This is a genomic window from Actinomadura sp. NPDC048032, assembly GCF_040653175.1.
In the GTDB taxonomy this organism is placed as follows: domain Bacteria; phylum Actinomycetota; class Actinomycetes; order Streptosporangiales; family Streptosporangiaceae; genus Spirillospora; species Spirillospora verrucosospora.
This window is the reverse complement of the sequence record NZ_JBEZJP010000142.1, coordinates 1-17,355: the sequence shown is the minus strand read 5'-3', so window position 1 is coordinate 17,355 and position 17,355 is coordinate 1. Positions and strand designations below refer to the sequence as shown.

General features: G+C 72.7%; 13 protein-coding genes and 1 pseudogene. 7 read left to right on the top strand and 7 right to left on the bottom strand.

The window, feature by feature from the left end; translation table 11 throughout:
* Positions 1-405 (bottom strand): AraC family ligand binding domain-containing protein (locus AB0C69_RS20085; RefSeq protein ID WP_360355533.1); only part of this gene is annotated, 405 nt, incomplete at its 3' end.
* Between the two features lie 64 nt (positions 406-469).
* Here AB0C69_RS20085 and AB0C69_RS20080 point away from each other — a divergent pair.
* Positions 470-880 carry a DUF2000 domain-containing protein gene (locus AB0C69_RS20080; protein WP_345187474.1) on the top strand — a complete coding sequence of 137 codons (411 nt, stop codon included), beginning with the start codon at positions 470-472 and terminating at the stop codon, positions 878-880.
* On the opposite strand, the gene AB0C69_RS20075 is transcribed toward AB0C69_RS20080, so the two are convergent.
* A complete protein-coding gene (locus AB0C69_RS20075) occupies positions 855-1,952 on the bottom strand; it encodes an acyl-CoA dehydrogenase family protein (protein ID WP_345187473.1) in 1,098 nt (365 codons plus the stop codon). The genes AB0C69_RS20080 and AB0C69_RS20075 overlap by 26 nt on opposite strands.
* A gap of 92 nt (positions 1,953-2,044) precedes the next feature.
* A complete protein-coding gene (locus AB0C69_RS20070; protein WP_179836019.1) occupies positions 2,045-2,287 on the bottom strand; it encodes a hypothetical protein in 243 nt (80 codons plus the stop codon).
* Between the two features lie 146 nt (positions 2,288-2,433).
* Here AB0C69_RS20070 and AB0C69_RS20065 point away from each other — a divergent pair, with 146 nt between their 5' ends.
* Together AB0C69_RS20065 and AB0C69_RS20060 are read left to right on the top strand one after the other, a co-directional pair.
* Positions 2,434-3,027: a Uma2 family endonuclease gene (locus AB0C69_RS20065; protein WP_360355528.1), complete on the top strand. Its 594-nt coding sequence runs from the start codon at positions 2,434-2,436 to the stop codon at positions 3,025-3,027.
* A gap of 154 nt (positions 3,028-3,181) precedes the next feature.
* Positions 3,182-3,988 carry an SAM-dependent methyltransferase gene (locus AB0C69_RS20060; protein WP_360355525.1) on the top strand — a complete coding sequence of 269 codons (807 nt, stop codon included), beginning with the start codon at positions 3,182-3,184 and terminating at the stop codon, positions 3,986-3,988.
* Positions 3,989-4,048: 60 nt separating this feature from the next.
* On the opposite strand, the gene AB0C69_RS20055 is transcribed toward AB0C69_RS20060, so the two are convergent.
* Positions 4,049-4,516: a MarR family transcriptional regulator gene (locus tag AB0C69_RS20055; protein WP_345187464.1), complete on the bottom strand. Its 468-nt coding sequence runs from the start codon at positions 4,514-4,516 to the stop codon at positions 4,049-4,051.
* A 168-nt stretch (positions 4,517-4,684) separates the two neighbouring features.
* Here AB0C69_RS20055 and AB0C69_RS20050 point away from each other — a divergent pair, with 168 nt between their 5' ends.
* The gene (locus AB0C69_RS20050; RefSeq protein ID WP_360355522.1) at positions 4,685-5,926 is read left to right on the top strand and encodes an MFS transporter; all 1,242 of its coding nucleotides are present in this window, start codon (positions 4,685-4,687) and stop codon (positions 5,924-5,926) included.
* A gap of 261 nt (positions 5,927-6,187) precedes the next feature.
* On the opposite strand, the pseudogene AB0C69_RS20045 reads toward AB0C69_RS20050, so the two are convergent.
* Positions 6,188-6,631 (bottom strand): annotated as a pseudogene (locus AB0C69_RS20045) (TetR/AcrR family transcriptional regulator); the annotation flags it as partial.
* Positions 6,632-6,704: 73 nt separating this feature from the next.
* On the opposite strand from AB0C69_RS20045, the gene AB0C69_RS20040 reads away from it, so the two are divergent.
* Positions 6,705-7,595, top strand: coding sequence for an NAD(P)H-binding protein (locus tag AB0C69_RS20040; RefSeq protein WP_360355520.1), 891 nt, complete (start codon positions 6,705-6,707; stop codon positions 7,593-7,595).
* Between the two features lie 8 nt (positions 7,596-7,603).
* Here the strand turns inward: AB0C69_RS20040 and sbnB are convergent, their stop codons facing one another.
* A complete protein-coding gene (sbnB, locus tag AB0C69_RS20035; protein ID WP_353835239.1) occupies positions 7,604-8,629 on the bottom strand; it encodes a 2,3-diaminopropionate biosynthesis protein SbnB in 1,026 nt (341 codons plus the stop codon).
* 28 nt (positions 8,630-8,657) lie between these two features.
* Complete coding sequence (sbnA, locus tag AB0C69_RS20030; protein WP_345187452.1) at positions 8,658-9,623, bottom strand: 2,3-diaminopropionate biosynthesis protein SbnA; 966 nt, start codon at positions 9,621-9,623, stop codon at positions 8,658-8,660.
* A gap of 236 nt (positions 9,624-9,859) precedes the next feature.
* Here sbnA and AB0C69_RS20025 point away from each other — a divergent pair, with 236 nt between their 5' ends.
* Together AB0C69_RS20025 and AB0C69_RS20020 are read left to right on the top strand one after the other, a co-directional pair.
* Positions 9,860-11,398, top strand: coding sequence for an amino acid adenylation domain-containing protein (locus AB0C69_RS20025; RefSeq protein ID WP_360355516.1), 1,539 nt, complete (start codon positions 9,860-9,862; stop codon positions 11,396-11,398).
* Positions 11,399-11,857: 459 nt separating this feature from the next.
* On the top strand, positions 11,858-17,355 hold a 5,498-nt coding region (locus tag AB0C69_RS20020), incomplete at its 3' end, for an amino acid adenylation domain-containing protein (RefSeq protein ID WP_360355513.1).

The following is a 17,355-nucleotide window of genomic DNA, read 5'->3' as shown; positions in this document are numbered from 1 at the left end:
GGCCGGCGCGCCGCCGAGCAGCGCCGCGTGCAGCCCGCGCAGGGCCCCGGCGAGCGCGGGGTCCGGCACGACGGGCGCGTCGAACAGCGGCAGCCCGACCGGGCGCGCCGCGATGTCGGCGAGCACGTCCGAGATCAGCTCGGCGCCGACGTGGACGATGCGGTAGGTGAAGCCGAGCTCGTCGGCGGCGTGGCCGTCGTGCGGGTCGTCGGGGTTGAACGCGATGACCATCCCGGCCGCGCTCGTGTGGGCCCCGCCCCGGCACCGGAACGCCTGGTAGCCGTCCTCGGTGACGCCGAACGAGTACGTCTCGTGGCTGTGCCGGTGGTAGGCGTGCCGCTCGAAGTGGGCGTGCATCGCCTCCAGGGGACGGTCGGGCGACCGCCAGTACCTGCTCCAGTCCACGCGCCCCAGTCTGGCGCACGAGCGTTCAAGACGGCGCGCCCCGGTCCGGGCCAGGCTGGACCGCATGCGTTTCGACACCAAGATCGGGATCGTGGTCCGCGACGACCTGGCCGCCTGGCAGCGGCTCAACGTCACGGCGTTCCTGGCGAGCGCCGTCGCGGGCGGCGTCCCCGGCGTCATCGGAGAGCCGTACGAGGACGCGTCCGGCAACACCTACCTGGCGATGTTCCGCCAGCCCGTCCTGGTCTACGAGGCCGGGCCCGAGGCGATCTCGACCGCCCACGCCCGCGCCCTCGCCCGCGGGATGGACGTCGCCGTCTACATCGAGGACATGTTCAAGACGGGCCACGACGAGGCGAACCGCGCGACCGTCCGCGCCGTCACGGCCGAGGAGATGCCGCTGGTCGGGTTCGCCGTCCACGGCCCCAGGAACGGCGTGGACAAGGTGCTCAAGGGGTTGCGGCTGCACCCGTGAGCCCGGCGAGGGCGGCCAGGCGCTCGCGGTGCCGGTCCGGCGACCCGAACAGCTCCCGGGACGACTGCGCCCGCTTGAAGTACAGGTGCGCGTCGTGCTCCCAGGTGAACCCGATGCCGCCGTGCAGCTGGATCGCCTCGCCCGCCGTGTGGAAGAAGGCCTCCGAGCAGTACGCCTGGGCGAGCGCGGCGGCGGCCGGCAGCTCGTCCGGGCTCTCGTCGGCGGCGGCCGCCGCGTTCAGCACCGCCGACCGCGCCGACTCCACCAGCACGAACATGTCGGCGCACCGGTGCTTGACCGCCTGGAACGACCCGATCGGCCGCCCGAACTGGTGCCGCACCTTCGCGTACTCGACCGTCATGTCCAGGGTCCGCTGCGCGCCGCCGAGCTGCTCGGCGGCCAGCGCCACGGCCGCGACGTCCAGGGCCCGCGCCAGCGCGTCCGGCCCCCCGACCCTGCGCGCCGCGACCCCGTCCAGCTCGATCCGCGCCAGCCTCCGCGTCTGGTCGAGCGTCGGGAGGGCGTGCCGGACGAGACCCGCCGCGTCCTCGACGGCGTAGACCCCGACCCCGTCCCCGCCTCTGGCCGCCACGAGGACCAGGTCGGCGATGTGCCCGTCCAGGACGAAGTTCTTCGTCCCCCGCAGCACTCCGTCCTCGAACGTCGCCCGCACCGAGGCGGGGTCCCAGGACCCGCCGTCCTCGGCCACCGCGAGCGTCCCGATCACCGACCCGTCCGCGAGGCCGGCGAGCAGGTCGTGCCCGCCCTCCCCGGCCCCCAGCGCCGCCGCGGCCGTGATCGTCGCGAGGAAGGGGGAGCACACGACGGCCCGCCCCATCTCCTCGAACACCACGGCCAGCTCCCGCACGCCGAACCCGGCGCCGCCGTGCTCCTCGGCGATCGCGAGGCCCTGCAGCCCGAGCTGCTCGGCCATCTGCCGCCACACCTTCGGGTCGTGGCCCTCGGCCGTCTCCATCAGCCGCCGCACCTCGGCGGCGGGGGACCGGTCGGCGAAGAAGCGCCGCAGCGCGTCCCGCAGCTCCCGCTGTTCCTCGGTGACGACGAGCTTCATCGGGCGTCCTCCCACACGTGTCCCAGGCCTACCGGGTCATCGTGCCGCGCGCCCGCCGCCCGCCTCCGGCCCCTTCCCATCCACCGGGACGGTCAAGGCGCCCAGTCGTGCGGCCCGAGCACGTACCCCTTGCTCGTCGAGTGCAGGTGGTTGATCGACACGAGGTGGCCGAGCGCGGCCCACAGATCCTCCTCGGGCGCGTCCACGAGCGCCCCGATCGTCTCGAAGTCCGCCGCCCCGCGCTCCTTGTCGATCTCCGCCACCGTCTCGTACACGACCAGCTCGAAGTCCGACAGCTCCTGCACGTCCCCACGCGGAACATCTCGCTCATCCATAGACAGACCGTGCCCACTCGCGCTCGTTCTAAGTCCCGCGCGATGCGCAGCGCCGTACGCTGGGACCGTCAAGCTCGGCAACTACGATCTGTATGCGAAAGGTGGCGCTCTGCTCATAGACTCGCTCGCGAGGAAAGGAGCAGGGCATGACTGTGATGGTTCAAGAGCCTCTGTCGCACGATGACGCGGACGTCGTCCTGGAAGGTTTCCTCGCCCTCGACACCCCGGAGGGCTTCCGAGCCGAGCTGATCGACGGAGAGATCGTCGTGACCCCACCCCCCCTTGGCGACCACGAGCGATGCATCGGCAAGATCATCCGCCAGGTCATCCGCTACAGCGCCATCGAGTTCGAGTGTTCCGGCAACAAGGGCCTCGTGGTTCCTGGCGTTGAGGGCAAGCCCGATAACCGGGTGATCCCGGACATCACGTTCATATCCGTAGAGAAGGACCCCTTCCAGGGGGCTGCCTCGTGGATGCCCGTGGAGGGTGACGACGCGATCGTCATGGTTGTCGAGGTGACGTCCAGCAGGCCGAAACGGGATCGAGAGGCGAAGCGGACCGGGTACGCCCGGGCGGGAGTTCCGTTCTACCTGTTGGTAGACCGTGACGAGGACAGGGTGAGCCTGTTCAGCGGGCCGGACGGCGAGGACTACGGGCACATGGACCAGGTGCCGTTCGGCAAGCCGCTGCCGCTGCCGGAGCCGTTCGCGATCGAGCTGGACACCTCCGAGTTCGGCTGACGCGGGTGCGGTGACCGGGACCGTCTGGCCGCGGTCACCGCGCGTCCACCCTGGCGCCGAAACCGGTCGGGGTTGGGGAATGGGGGGTCGGGCGGGTGGTCCGGAACTAGAGTGATCATCGGATCTGGAGGCGCGAGCGAAGGCGGTACCGGAGATGTCCGACGTTCCGCAGGGCCGGGCCGGTGAGGTGGACCTGCAGACCGACCGACCGCACTCGGCACGGGTCTACGACTACATCATCGGCGGCAAGGACAACTACGCCGCCGACCGGGACACCGCGGCCGCGGTGCTGGCGAACTGGCCGGGGCTGCGCACCTCGATGATCGCCAACCGGGCCTGCATGCAGCGGATGGGCCGCCATCTCGCCGAGCTGGGCGTGCGGCAGTTCGTCGACGTCGGGACCGGCATCCCGTCCTCGCCGAACCTGCACGAGGTGGTCCAGGAGGTGGCGCCGGACGCGCGGGTCGTCTACGTCGACAACGACCCGATCGTCCTCGCCCACGCGCGTGCGCTGCTGGCCAGCACGCCGGAGGGCCGCACCGCCTACATCGAGGCCGACATGCGGTCCCCCGGGAAGCTCCACGCCGATCCCGCGCTGCGCGACGTCCTCGACCTGTCCCGGCCGGTCGCGCTGACCGTGATCGCGATGCTCCAGTTCGTCGAGGACGCCCAGGGCCTGATGGAGGCGCTCGTCGCTCCGCTCGTTTCCGGCAGCCACGTCGCCGTCACCATCCCCACCGGCGACCTCGCGCCCGAGTCGCGGCGGCTCGCCGATGACTACACCAGCAGCGGCATCCCCATGTACCTGCGGGACCACGCCGAGGTGGAGCGCCTCTTCACCGGGCTGGAGCTCCTCGACCCCGGCGTCGTCCCGATGCCGCGCTGGCGCCCCGCGCCCGGCGCGCCGGTCCTCCCCGACACCGCCACGAACATGTACGCCGCCGTGGCGAGGAAGCCCTAGCGGGCCGCTAAGGGGTCGGGCGCCCGTCGCGCCTTTCGCGGCGGCGCCGCGTGCGGCAGGTCATGCCGGCTGGACGTCGTCCTGCAATTGCAGCACCGCCTGGACCAGGGGCGCGAGCGCCGGCTCGGTGGCCGCCTGGTCGAGGGCCTCGCGCAGCGCCGTGTTGTGGGTGGGGCGGGCCTCCTCCAGGAGGCGAAGGCCGGCGTCGGTGACGTCGGTGTAGATGCCGCGGCGGTCGGTGGGGCACAGGTAGCGGGAGAGTAGCCCGCGGTCCTCCAGCCGGGTCACCAGCCGCGTGGTGGCGCTCTGGCTGAGGACGACCGAGTCGGCGACCTGCCGCATCTGCAGATGTCCGCCCTCGCCGTCGTGCTGGCGGCTCAGGACGTCCAGCAGCGAGTACTCGCGTGCGCTCAACCGGTGTTCGGCCTGGAGGGCGCGCTCGACTCTGCTCTCGATGCGCCCGTGCAGCAGCGAGAGCGCCGACCAGCCGTGCGCCAGTGCGGTCATCGCCGGGTCGGTGGCGGTCATGGGCAGCTCCCTAGGTCGGGTCGTGCGAGCGGACGCGCCGGCAGACCGGCCGCCGTGTCACGGACCTCACTATACCCGCGTTTGCCATTAGCCCGCGTCTGCAATTATTGTCGACTCTCATAGAACGCCTGTGCAACCTTGCCTGGAACGTCGAGAGGACCGCCCACCATGCCGCTCGCACTGCTGGCCCTGGCCATCGGGGCCTTCGGAATCGGCACCACGGAGTTCGTGATCATGGGGCTGCTGCCCCAGGTCGGCGCGGACCTCGGCGTGTCCGTGCCGACGGCCGGGTTCCTGGTCACCGGCTACGCCCTCGGCGTCATGATCGGCGCACCGGTCATGACCGTCCTCGGCACCAAGATCTCTCGTAAGACGATGCTCATGCTGCTCATGGGCCTGTTCATCGTCGGCAACCTCATCTCCGCCGTCGCCCCGGTCTTCGCCGTCATGCTGGCCGGCCGGGTGGTGGCGTCGCTGGCCCACGGCGCCTTCTTCGGCATCGGCTCCGTCGTGGCCGCCGAACTCGTCGCGCCGGAGAAGAAGGCCGGCGCCATCTCCATGATGTTCACCGGCCTGACCGTGGCCAACGTCGTCGGCGTGCCCCTCGGCACGTTCGTGGGCCAGACCGCCGGCTGGCGCGTGACCTTCCTGATCGTCGCCGCCCTCGGCGTGCTCGGCCTGGCCGGCGTCGCCAGGCTGGTGCCGGACCTGCCCAGGCCGGAAGGGGTGCGGCTGCGGCACGAGGTGGCCGCCTTCAGGAGCACCCAGGTCGTCCTGGCCATGGCCATGACGGTCCTCGGCTTCGGAGGGGTGTTCGCCGCGATCACCTACATCGCGCCGATGATGACCGAGGTCGGCGGCTTCGCGGAGTCCTCCGTCACCTGGCTGCTGGTGGTCTTCGGCCTGGGCATGGTGGCCGGGAACCTCATCGGCGGCCGTTTCGCGGACCGCAGGCTCATGCCGATGCTCTACACCGCCCTCGGCGGCCTCGCGCTGGTCCTGCTGCTGTTCACCTTCCTGGCCTCCGGCAAGGCCGCGTCCGTCGTGGCCGTCTTCCTCATCGGCCTTCTGGGCTTCGCCACCGTCCCGCCGCTGCAGAAGCGCGTCCTGGACCACGCCCACGGCGCGCCGACGCTCGCCTCCGCGGTGAACATCGGCGCCTTCAACCTGGGCAACGCCCTGTCCGCCTGGCTCGGCGGCCTGGTGATCTCCGCGGGCCTCGGCTACACGGCTCCGAACGCCGTCGGGGCCGTCCTGGCCGCCGCCGCTCTGGTGCTGGCCGTCGTGTCACACCGGCTCGAACTGAGCCAGGCCCGCACCACTGCTGCCTCTGCCCCGGTGACCCACGGGTCCGCCGCGGCCTCCGAGCACGGCGCCACTCCCGTCGAGACGGCACCTGCCCGCTCCTGACCCCGTACCCCGCTCGCCGCGACCGGGCGTCAGGCGACGGCTACATCCCGTGGACGAAGCCGTCGCCTGACCTCTCTGCAAGGTCGCCGAGACCAGGCGGCGGATCGCGGGAAGATCCACGGCTTCGGGCAGGACCTGCTCGCCGGGGTCGTCCCGGCTCGGGTCGTCGACGTTGAGGAGCGTGCGGAACAGGCGCGGCAGCACCGTCCGGGCGAGCAGGTCCCGGGCGAGGGCCGCGGCGTCCTGGACGTCGTGCTCGGCCAGGTAGCCGGTGAGCCGCTCCTCGGTGCTGGCGAAGATGGCGTCGAAGTAGGCGCTGGAGCTGCCGGGCAGGCGCTCGGCTTCGGCGATGGAGAGCCGGCAGGTCCGCACCTGGGGTTCCCAGACCATCAGCTGCAGGAAGCGCCCGCAGAACAGCGCCACCGCCTCGGCGGGGTCCTCGGCGTACGCGTCCGGGGTCTTCAGCCTGCCCAGGTAGAGCTCGCGGACCCAGTCCATGACGGCGAGGAACAGCTTGTCCTTGCTCTCGAAATGCGCGTACAGCGACCGCTTCGACGTCCCGGCGCGCGTCGCGACGGTGTCCATCGACGCCCGTTCGTAGCCGGTCTCCAGGAACACGTCCTTGGCCACCAGCAGGATGTGGCGCCGCAGCTCCTCACCGCGACGCTGCCGGCCCCGCGGCGCGGATGCGCCTGCTGCACTCATCGGGTTGCGTCCTCAAAAATAAACGGTACGGTTGAGTTTACTTATTGCCATGGCGGGCCGTTGGAGGGAAGCCATGATCGTCATTACCGCTCCCACCGGGAACATCGGGCACCAGATCGTCGACCACGTCCTCGCGGCCGGCGAGCCGCTCCGCGTCATCGCGCGCGATCCGGCCAAGCTGCCGGCCGGCGTGCGGGAACGTGTCGATGTCGTCCAAGGGTCGCACGGCGACGCGCGGGTCGTCGCCCGAGCCTTCGAGGGCGCCGACGCCGTCTTCTGGCTGCTGCCCTCGGATCCCCGCGCCGCCGACGTGATGGAGTCGTTCCTGGGCTTCACGAGGCCGGCGGCGGACGCGATGCGCGACCTCGGGGTCAAGCGCGTCGTGGACGTCAGCGCCCTCGGCCGCGGGACCCCCCGGGCGGCCAGGGCCGGGCACGTGACCGCGTCGCTGGCCATGGACGACCTGATCGCCGGCACCGGGGTCGCCTTCCGCGCGCTGGCCGCGTCCGGGTTCATGGACAACGTGCTCCGGCAGGTCGAGACGATCAGGGAGCAGGGCTTGTTCTTCGACGTGGTCTCTCCCGACCGCGAGCTGCGCGTCGTCGCCACGCGGGACATCGCGGCCGTCGCCGCCCGCCTGCTGCTCGACACCTCCTGGACCGGCCAGGAAGAGATCCCCCTGCTGGGCCCCGAGAACCTGTCCTACAACGCCATGGCCGCCGTCATCTCCGAGGTTCTCGGGACTTCCGTCCAGTACAGGCAGGTCTCCCCCCAGACCCTCGCGGACCGGCTCACCGCCCGAGGCATGTCCGGCGCCATGGTGCGGAGCATGCTGGACATGCTGGCGGCCAAGGAGGACGGCCTGGACGACGCGGTCGTCCGCACGCCCCGGCACGCGATCGACACCCCGACCACCTTCCGGCAGTGGTGCGAGGAGGTCCTCAGGCCCGCGGTGCGCGCCTGAAGGGGTCGTCAGCCGTAGCGCTTCATCTCGTGGAAGAAGCCGGGGACGGTGTTCAGCCCGCCCGACGACGCGACCTGGTCGTAGACGTACTTCGCCACGGCCAGGTCCAGGACGCCGAGGCCGAACGGTGAGAACACCACCGGCTTGTCGGCGGGCGGGGTCGTCGCGCCCGTGAGGACGTCGTACAGGGTCCCGGCGACGAAGTCGCGGTGGCCGACCCGCTGCTCGGCCAGGTGCGGGGACGTGTTCGCCTTCATGCAGTGCTCGACGTCGTCCACGACGTTGTACGACGACAGGATGATCTCGGGGGAGAGGTCGCGCAACGACACGTGCAGGACGAGGGGGTGGTGCGCGAACCAGCCCGGTTCGGTGACGTGCGGCTCGCCCGCGACGGTCGCGAAGACGACCAGGTCGGACGAGCGGATCAGCGACTCGGCCGAGTCGTGGATCGTGATCTCGCCCTTCTCGGTGCGCTCCAGGTACCCCTGGAACCCCTCGGCGTGCTCGCGCGACAGGTCGTGGACGCCGAGCTCGTCGAAGGCGAAGCCGTTGCCCGCCAGATAGGTGTGGATGTAGCGGGCGATGAGGCCGGCGCCGACGAAGCCGACCCGGCGGGGACGCGGGCCGCGGCGGTCGGCGAGGGCCGCGGCGGCCAGCGCGGCGGACGCGGCGGTGCGGGCGGCGGAGATGATGGAGCTCTCCAGGCACGCGAACGGGTAGCCCGTCTCGGCGTCGTTGAGGATCAGCACCGCCGACGCGCGGGGGATGCCGTTCGCGACGTTGCCGGGGAAGCTGGAGATCCACTTGATGCCGTGCACGCCGACCTCGCCCTTGACCGAGGCGGGCAGGGCGATGATCCGGTCGGACGGGCGGTCGGGGAAGCGCAGGAAGTAGGAGTCCGGGTTGACCGTCAGGCCCTCGCCGTGCAGCCGGTAGGCCGCCTCGACCATCCGGGTGACCTCCGCCTCGCGCCCGGCGACCGCCTCGTGAACCTGGGCGCCGGAGACCACGGCGAACGTTGGGGCCTGCGTCATGAGGGGAACTCCGTATTCCTGTAGATGATCAGTCGGCGAGGATAGCGGCCGGGTCGCCGAAGTGTTCGCGCAGCCAGTTCTCCTCGTAGATGGAATCGAGGTAGCGTTCGCCGAGGTCGGGGGCGATGGCCACGGCCACGGGGTCCTCGCCGGGGTACTTGGCCTCCAGCCAGCGGGAGGCGCCCGACACGACGGTGCCGGTGGAGCCGCCGAACAGGAACCCCCGCGCGGCCAGCGCGTGGACGGTCCGGATCGTGTCGGTCTCGGGGACGTGCACGACGTCGTCGACGAACGACTCGTCCACCAGGTCCGGCCTGCTGCTGGTGCCGAGGCCCGGCACCATCCGGCGCTCGGGGATGCCGCCGAAGGTGACCGAGCCGACCGCGTCCACCGCCACGACGGTGACGGGCCGGCGGTGCTCGCGGAAGTAGCGAGCGCAGCCCATCAGCGTGCCGGTCGTCCCGGCGCCGACGAACAGGACCTCCAGGTCGGGGAACTCGCGGTCGATCGCCGGGGCGGTCCCGCGGTAGTGCGCCAGCCAGTTGTTGCGGTTGGCGTACTGGTTCAGCCACACGTAGCCGTCCCCGGACGCGCACAGGTTCCGGACGTAGTCGATGCGCCCGCCGAGGTAGCCGCCGTTGGCGTCCCGGTCGGACACCACGCGCACCTCCGCGCCGAGGGCCCGCATGACCCGCATCGAGGCCGGGTTGCAGCGCGGGTCGGTGACGCACACGAACCGCAGGCCGCGGCTCGCGGCGATCAGGCTGAGCGCGATCCCGAGGTTGCCCGACGACGACTCCACGATGATCGAGTCGGGGGTGAGCGCGCCGTCGCGCTCGGCCGCCTCGACCATCGCCGCGGCCGCCTTCAGTTTCACCGAACCGGCGAAATTGAAGCCCTCGCATTTGAGGTAGAGCGGGCGTTCGATGACATGCCGAAGATCGACGTAAAGGTCGTCGACGTTGAATTCCTGCGGCGAGGTTATTATCGGCACGCTGCCATCCTGAAATGAAGAAGCAATTCCCTCGTCTTCCCCCGAAGTTCGCCGCGGGCTTCACGCCAGAGCCATGGCGAGGCATCACGGTACCTTCGGGCATCTTGCCGCCGCAACCCCCTGATTACCCGCCGGTAGGGCAGAATGCGTGGTACTTCTGCCGGGTCGGACTTAGGCTATGGCGGCCGCTTGTTTTTCTGTTACAGCGGAGAAGTTCTACAACACGGAGAGTAAAGATGAGTGCTCGCGGACCCGCCGTGGACCGGCTCCTCCCCCTGGCCGGGCTGCCCGCGCTGGACGTGCCCGCGGGGCAGGCCGAGCGCGCCCGCGAGCTGGCCGCGCGGCTCGGGATGAGCCGCGAGTGGGACGGCGACCTCTCCGCCCCGGTCATCGCGCGGGTGGAGCGGATCGCCGCCGAGCGCGACCGTCCCGCCGTCGCCGACGAGCACCGGACGCTCTCCTACGCCGGGCTGGTCGCCGAGGCGCGCCGGCTCGCCGCGCTGCTGGAGGACGAGGGGGTCCGCCCCGGCGAGGTCGTCGGCGTGGGCGGCGGCCGCTGCGCGGGCGTCATCGCCGCGTTCCTCGCGATCGAGCTGGTCGGCGCCCTGTACGTCCCGGCCGACGAGACCTGGCCCGCCGCCCGCGTCCGCGACGTCCTCGACCAGGCGGGCGCGGCGGTGCTGATCACGGTCGACCCGGGGGACCGGGTGGCGCCGGCGCTGCTGGAGGGGGCGGCGGAGGCGGGGTGCCGGGTCGTCGCCGCCTCCCGGGCGGACGGCCTGGCCCCGTGGACGGGGGAGCCGCGCCTGAGCGCGCCCGACCAGCCCCGGTACGTGCTGTTCACCTCGGGTTCGACGGGCCGTCCCAAGGGCGCGGTCGTCGAGCACCAGGGCATGCTCAACCACCTCTGGGCGAAGATCGTCGACCTGGAGCTGACCGGCGACGACGTGGTCGCGTTCACCGCCCCGCTGGGGTTCGACATCTCGATCTGGCAGATGCTCTGCCCGCTGCTGCTGGGCGGCCGGGTGGACGTGGTCGGCGACGAGGTGGGGCACGACCCGGTCGCGTTCGCCCGCGCGGTGGACGCGCAGGGCATCACGGTCGTCGAGCTCGTCCCGACCATGGTCAGGCACCTGCTGGACGACCTGCCGCCGGACGCCTCCGCGGCCGGGGGCGGCGGGGCCCGCCCGCTGGCGGGCCTGCGCTGGATGATCGCCACCGGCGAGGAGCTGCCCGCCGAGCTGGCCCGCCGGTGGCTGGAGGCGGTGCCGCACGCCCGGCTGCTGAACGCCTACGGCCCGACCGAGTGCTCCGACGACGTCACCCACCACACCGTGACGGCCGGTGACCTGGGCCTTCTCCGCCTCCCCATCGGCACGCCGGTCATCAACGCGCGCCTGTACGTGCTGCGGCCGGAGGACGACGGCGCCTGGTCGGCGTGCGACGTCGACGAGACCGGGGAGCTGTTCGTCGGCGGCGTGGTGGTCGGCCGCGGCTATCTCGGCGACGCCGAGCGCACGCGCGAGGCGTTCTACCGGGACCCCTTCGGCGCGTCCCCGACCGGGCGCCTCTACCGGACGGGCGACGCGGTGCGGCTGCTGCCGCCCGGCGCGGGCGGCGAGGACCGCCCCACCCTGCAGTACCTGGGGCGCGTCGACCGCCAGGTCAAGATCGCCGGGGTGCGGATGGAGCTGGGCGAGATCGAGGCGGTGCTGCAGCGGCACCCGGGGGTGCGGGCCGCCGCGGTGGTGGTGCACGAGTACCCGGGCAGGTAGCGGGCCCGCCGTTCACCGAGCGTGACCGGGCTGGCCGGATTCGGTTGTCAACCTTTGTCACCCGGCGAGCGTCCGGCCGGTCCGGAACGGACCCCGCGGCCGATGATTTTGTCACTCCTGTTAGCAATGGGGCGAGGCAACTTCTGCTTTTGAGGGGATTGCGAGGCATGTGACCGGCTGGTTGACTGTGACCCCGCTACTCCTGAGTAGATCGTGGGACGAGGGCGGAAGACGGGCGAGGGCGGAAAGCGGCGGCGCTCCGTATTGGCCGGAACACAGGGCGTTGACTCCGGGATCGCGCGGGCGATGTGCGTCCCCGGAGGGAACTCGGGGTGAAAGGGGACGGGGAAACCCGATCATTTCTGTGGTCATTCTCTTTGGATTTCTGCCCGCCGGCGTCCTGCCGGACCCGAAACCGGGCGTGAAGCAAACCCCCTGCGACCGGGAAAGCACCGCTTGATGTCCACCGAGTACGTTCCCCTTTCGGCCGCCCAGCGGAGCGTCTGGTACGCGCAGCAGCTGGCGCCGCGGACGCCGATCCAGATCGCGCAGTACATCGAGATCGAAGGCCCGATCGACCACGGGCTGTTCGACCGGGTGGCGCGCATCGCGGCCCACGAGGCGCTGGCGATGAACATCCGGATCGCCGAGCGGGACGGCCTGCCGCACCAGGTGCTCGACCCGGACGCGACGGCCACGATCCCGCTCGTGGACCTGTCGGGCGAGCCCGACCCGGACGCCGCCGCGCGGGCGTGGACGCGGGAGGCGATGGCCGAGCCGCTGCCGCTGGACGCCGAGCGCCTGTACTCCACCGCCCTGCTGCGGCTGGCCCCCGGCCTGCACCGCTGGTTCATCCGCGCCCACCACATCATCCAGGACGGCTACTGCGGCCCGCTGATCGCCCGCCGCGCCGCGGAGATCTACACGGCGCTGGCGGCGGGGGGCGAGTACGTCCCCGCGGAGGCGGGCGACTACCGCAGGGTCCTCGCCGAGGAGGAGGCCTACCGGGCGTCGGAGAAGTTCGAGCGGGACCGCGCCTACTGGACCGAGCGGTTCGCCGACCGGCCCGTCGCGGCGTCGCTGTCGGAGGAGATGGCCGAGCCGACCGCCGACTACCTGAGCCTGATCTCCGTCGTCCCGCCGGAGCGGACCGCCGAGCTGGCGGCCGGCGCGCGCCGGCTCCGCACCGCGACGCCGGGCCTGGCGATCGCGGCGACGGCCGCGTACGTGGCGCGGATGGCCGGCACCGAGGACGTCGTCCTCGGGCTCGCCGTCACCGGCCGCACCACGCAGATCGCGCTGGACACCCCGGCGCTGCTGGCGACGGTGCTGCCGCTGCGCGTGTCGGTCCGGCCCGACATGACGGTGGAGGAGCTGGTCCGCTCGGCGACGCGGGCGAGCGCTCGGGCGCTGCGCCACCAGCACTACCGGCGCGAGGACCTGCTGCGGGACCTGAAGCTGCTCGGCGAGCGCCGCCGCCTCTACGGGCCGGTCATCAACATCATGGCGTTCGACTACCGGCTGGACTTCGCGGGCCTCCCGGCGCGCATGCACGCGATCACCACGGGGCCGGTCGACGACCTGTCGATCAACATCTACGACAACTTCGACGGGGCGGGCCTGCGCGTCGACTTCGAGGCGCACCCGGACCTGTACACCGAGGACCGGGTCGCCCGGCACCTGGACCGGTACATCCGGTTCCTGGGCGCGCTCGCCGACGTCGACCCGGCCACGCCGCTGCGCGAGATCGGCCTGCTCGACGACGCGGAGCGGGCCCTCGTGCTGGAGGAGTGGAACGACACGGCGGTCCCCGCCCCGCCCGCCGTCGTCCCCGAGCTGTTCGAGGCGCAGGCCGCGCGCACTCCGGACGCCCCGGCCGTCACCCGCGGCGGCACGACCCTCACCTACCGGGAGCTGAACGAGCGCGCCAACCGCCTCGCCCGCCACCTGATCGCGCGCGGGGTCGGCGCGGAGGACTTCGTCGCCCTGGCGCTGCCGCGCGACGAGAACCTGGTCGTCGCGGCGCTGGCCGTGCTGAAGGCGGGCGCCGCCTACCAGCCGGTCGACCTGGCCTACCCCGCCGACCGCGTCGCCTACATGCTGGAGGACGCCGCCCCCGCCTGCGTCATCACCACGCGGGACGCGGACCTGCCGCCCGGCGCCGCCCGCGTCGAGCTCGACGCGCTCGCGCTGGACGGGCTCCGCGGCGACGACGTCGCCGACGCCGACCGCGTCCGGCCGCTGCGGCCCGGGAACCCGGCGTACGTCATCTACACCTCCGGGTCGACGGGGCGCCCGAAAGGCGTCGTCATCTCCCACGCCAACGTCGTGGACCTGTGCGTCAAGTCGATGGCGAGCTACGGGCCCGCCTCGACGGTGGCGCGCGTGCTGTTCTCCACGTCGCTGAACTTCGACGTGTCGGTGTTCGAGTGGCTGCTGCCGCTCACCGTCGGCGGCGAGATCGAGGTCATGCGGGACCTGCTGGAGGTCGCCGAGCGCGGCGGCTGGTCCGGGACGCTGGTCAGCGGCGTGCCGTCGGCCGTGTCGGCGCTGCTGGCACGGGGCGGCCTGCGGCTGGAGGCGGGGGACGTGGCGCTCGGCGGCGAGGCGCTCCCGCCGCAGCTCCTGCGGGACGTCCGGGCTCTGCTGCCGAAGGCCCGCATCTCCAACATCTACGGTCCCACCGAGGCGACGGTCTTCTCCACGTGGTGGGTCGACGACGGCAACCCCGACGCGGTGGCGCCGATCGGCGGCCCGATGGCCAACACCCGCGCCTTCGTGCTGGACGACCGGCTCGGCCCGGTCCCGGTGGGCGTGCCCGGCGAGCTGTACCTGGCGGGCGAGGGGCTGGCGCGCGGATACCTGCGCCGCCCCGGCCTGACCGCGGACCGGTTCGTCGCGTGTCCGTTCGGCGGGCCGGGGGAGCGGATGTACCGGACGGGCGATCTCGTCCGCTGGAACGACGCCGGCCACATCGAGTACCTCGGCCGCCTCGACCACCAGGTGAAGGTCCGCGGGTTCCGTATCGAGCCGGGCGAGATCGAGGCCGCGCTGTCCGCGCATCCGGCGGTGACGCAGAGCGTCGTGGTCGCGCGCCGCGACGCGGTCGGCGACACCGTCCTCGCCGGGTACGTCGTCGGCTCCGCGAGCCCGGCCGAGCTGCGGGCGTTCGTCGCCAGGACGCTGCCGGACTACATGGTGCCGTCCGCCGTCGTCGTGCTGGAGGAGATGCCGCTCACCCCGAACGGCAAGCTCGACCGCGCGGCCCTCCCCGAACCGGACTTCGCCGCGTCCCTCACCTCCCGCGGCCCCCGCGACGCCCGCGAGGAGATCCTCTGCGGGATCTTCGCCGGCGTCCTCGGCCTGGAGCGCGTCGGCGTCGACGACGGGTTCTTCGACCACGGCGGCGACTCCCTCAAGGCGACCCGCGTCGTGGCCCGCGCCCGCGCCGCACTGGACGTGGAACTGCCCGTGCGGGCCCTGTTCGAGGCCCCGACGGTGGCGGGGCTCGCCGAGTACATCGCCTCCGCCGGGAGCGCCGAGCGCCCCGCGTTGCGGGCGGTGGAGGAGCGTCCCGTCCCGCTGCCGGTGTCCTACGCGCAGGAGCGCCTCTGGTTCCTGAACCGGCTCGAAGGGCCCACCGCCACCTACAACCTGCCGATCCCGCTGCGCCTCACCGGCGCGGTCGATCCCGCGGCGATGGGGGAGGCGCTGCGCGACGTCGTCGCCCGCCACGAGCCGCTGCGGACGCTGTTCGCCGACCCTGAAGGCGAGCCGCACCAGGTGGTCCTCGCACCGGAGAAGGCCGGTCCGCGCCTGACGGTCACCGAGCCGGCGGACCTGAGCGCCGCCCTGTTCGCCGACGCCACCCGCGGCTTCGACCTGGCGAGCGAGCCGCCGCTGCGCGCCCACCTGTACCGGCTCGGCGAGGACGAGCACCTGCTCCTCATCGTCCTGCACCACATCGCCGGCGACGGCTGGTCGCTGGCGCCGCTCGCCCGCGACGTCATCACCGCCTACCTGGCCCGCCGCGACGGCGGCGCCCCCGGGTGGGCGCCGCTGCCCGTCCAGTACGCCGACTACGCGCTCTGGCAGCGCGCGCTGCTCGGCGACGAGGGGGACCCGGCGAGCCTCGCCGTCCGCCAGATCGCGTACTGGAAGGAGGCCCTCGCCGGGCTGCCCGACCAGATCAGGCTGCCGCACGACCGGCCCCGCCCGGACCGCGCCTCCTACCGGGGCGGGCAGGTCGCCTTCGAGGTCCCGGCGGAGCTGGCGGACGGGCTGCGCGCCCTCGCCCGCGACCACCAGGTCAGCGTGTTCATGGTGCTGCAGGCCGCGCTCGCCGCACTGCTCACCCGGCTCGGCGCCGGGACGGACGTGCCGATCGGCTCGCCCGTCGCGGGCCGCACGGACGAGGCGCTGGACGACCTCGTCGGCGTCTTCGTCAACACCCTGGTGCTGCGGACCGACACCTCCGGCGACCCGTCGATGGCCGAGCTGCTCGCCCGCGTCCGGGAGACCGACCTCGCCGCCTACGCCCACCAGGACGTCCCGTTCGAGCGGCTCGTCGAGGTGCTCAACCCGGCGCGGTCGCTGGCGCGGCACCCGCTGTTCCAGGTCATGCTGACCCTGCAGAACAACCCCGAGGCGTCGGTCGAGCTGCCGGGCCTGAACGTCGCCGTCGAGCCGGTGGACCCCGGGGTCGCCAAGTTCGACCTGGAGTTCCTCCTGGAGGACGCCCGCGACGGCGCGGGCGGGTACGCGGGGACCCTCGAGTACGCCCTCGACCTGTTCGACCGCGCGACGGCCGAGCGGCTCGCCGGCTGGTACCGGCGGACCCTGGAGGCGGCCGTCGCCTCCGGCGGCGCCGTCACCGTCGGCGCGCTCGACCTGCCCGGCGCCCCGCACGACCTCCCGCGGCTCCCGGAGGCGGCGGCGGGGCCGGACGAGAAGCGCCTCGTCGCCTACGTCGTCGCCGCGCCCGGCCAGACCCTCGACCCCGAGGAGCTGCGCGCCTACATCCGCGAGAGCCTGCCGGAGTCGATGGTCCCCGCCGCCGTCGTCGTCCTGGACGAGATGCCGCTCACCCCGAACGGCAAGGTCGACACCGGGGCGCTGCCGAAGCCGGAGCTGGCGATCACCCCGGCGACCGCGTACCGCGCCCCGTCGGGTGAGGCTGAGGAGGCCGTCGCCGCCGTCTTCGCCGACCTGCTCGGCGTGGACCGGGTCGGCGCCGACGACGACTTCTTCGCGCTCGGCGGCAACTCCCTCATCGCGATGCGGGTGGTCAGCCGGGTCCGCCGCGCCCTCGACGCGGAGCTGCCCGTCCGGGCGCTGTTCGAGGCGCCGACCGTCGCCGCGCTCGCCGCCCTGCTCGGCCGCGGCGCCGCGCCCGCGCGCCCCGCGCTGGAGCGGCGCGAACGCCCGGACGTGATCCCCACGTCCTACGCGCAGCAGCGGCTCTGGTTCCTCAACCGGTTCGAGGGACCGTCGGCCACCTACAACATGCCGACCGCGCTGCGCATCCGCGGCCCGCTGGACGTGGAGGCGCTCCGCGCCGCCGTCGGCGACCTCGTCGAGCGGCACGAGTCGCTCCGCACCGTCCTGCCCGACAGCGGGGGAGTGCCGCGCCAGCTCATCCTGGACGCGGCCGCGGCGCGGCCCGAGCTGGAGATCACCGACACCACCGAGGCGGAGCTGCCGGCGCGGCTCGCCATGGCCGCCGGGTACGCGTTCGACATCTCCGCCGAACCGCCGCTGCGCGCCCACCTGTTCCGGGTCGGGCCTCGGGACCACGTCGTGCTGCTGCTGATGCACCACATCGCGGCGGACGGCTGGTCGATGGCGCCGCTGGCCCGGGATGTGATCCTCGCCTATGCGGCGCGTGCGGAGGGTCGGGAGCCGCAGTGGTCGGCGTTGCCCGTGCAGTATGCGGACTACACGCTCTGGCAGCGGGA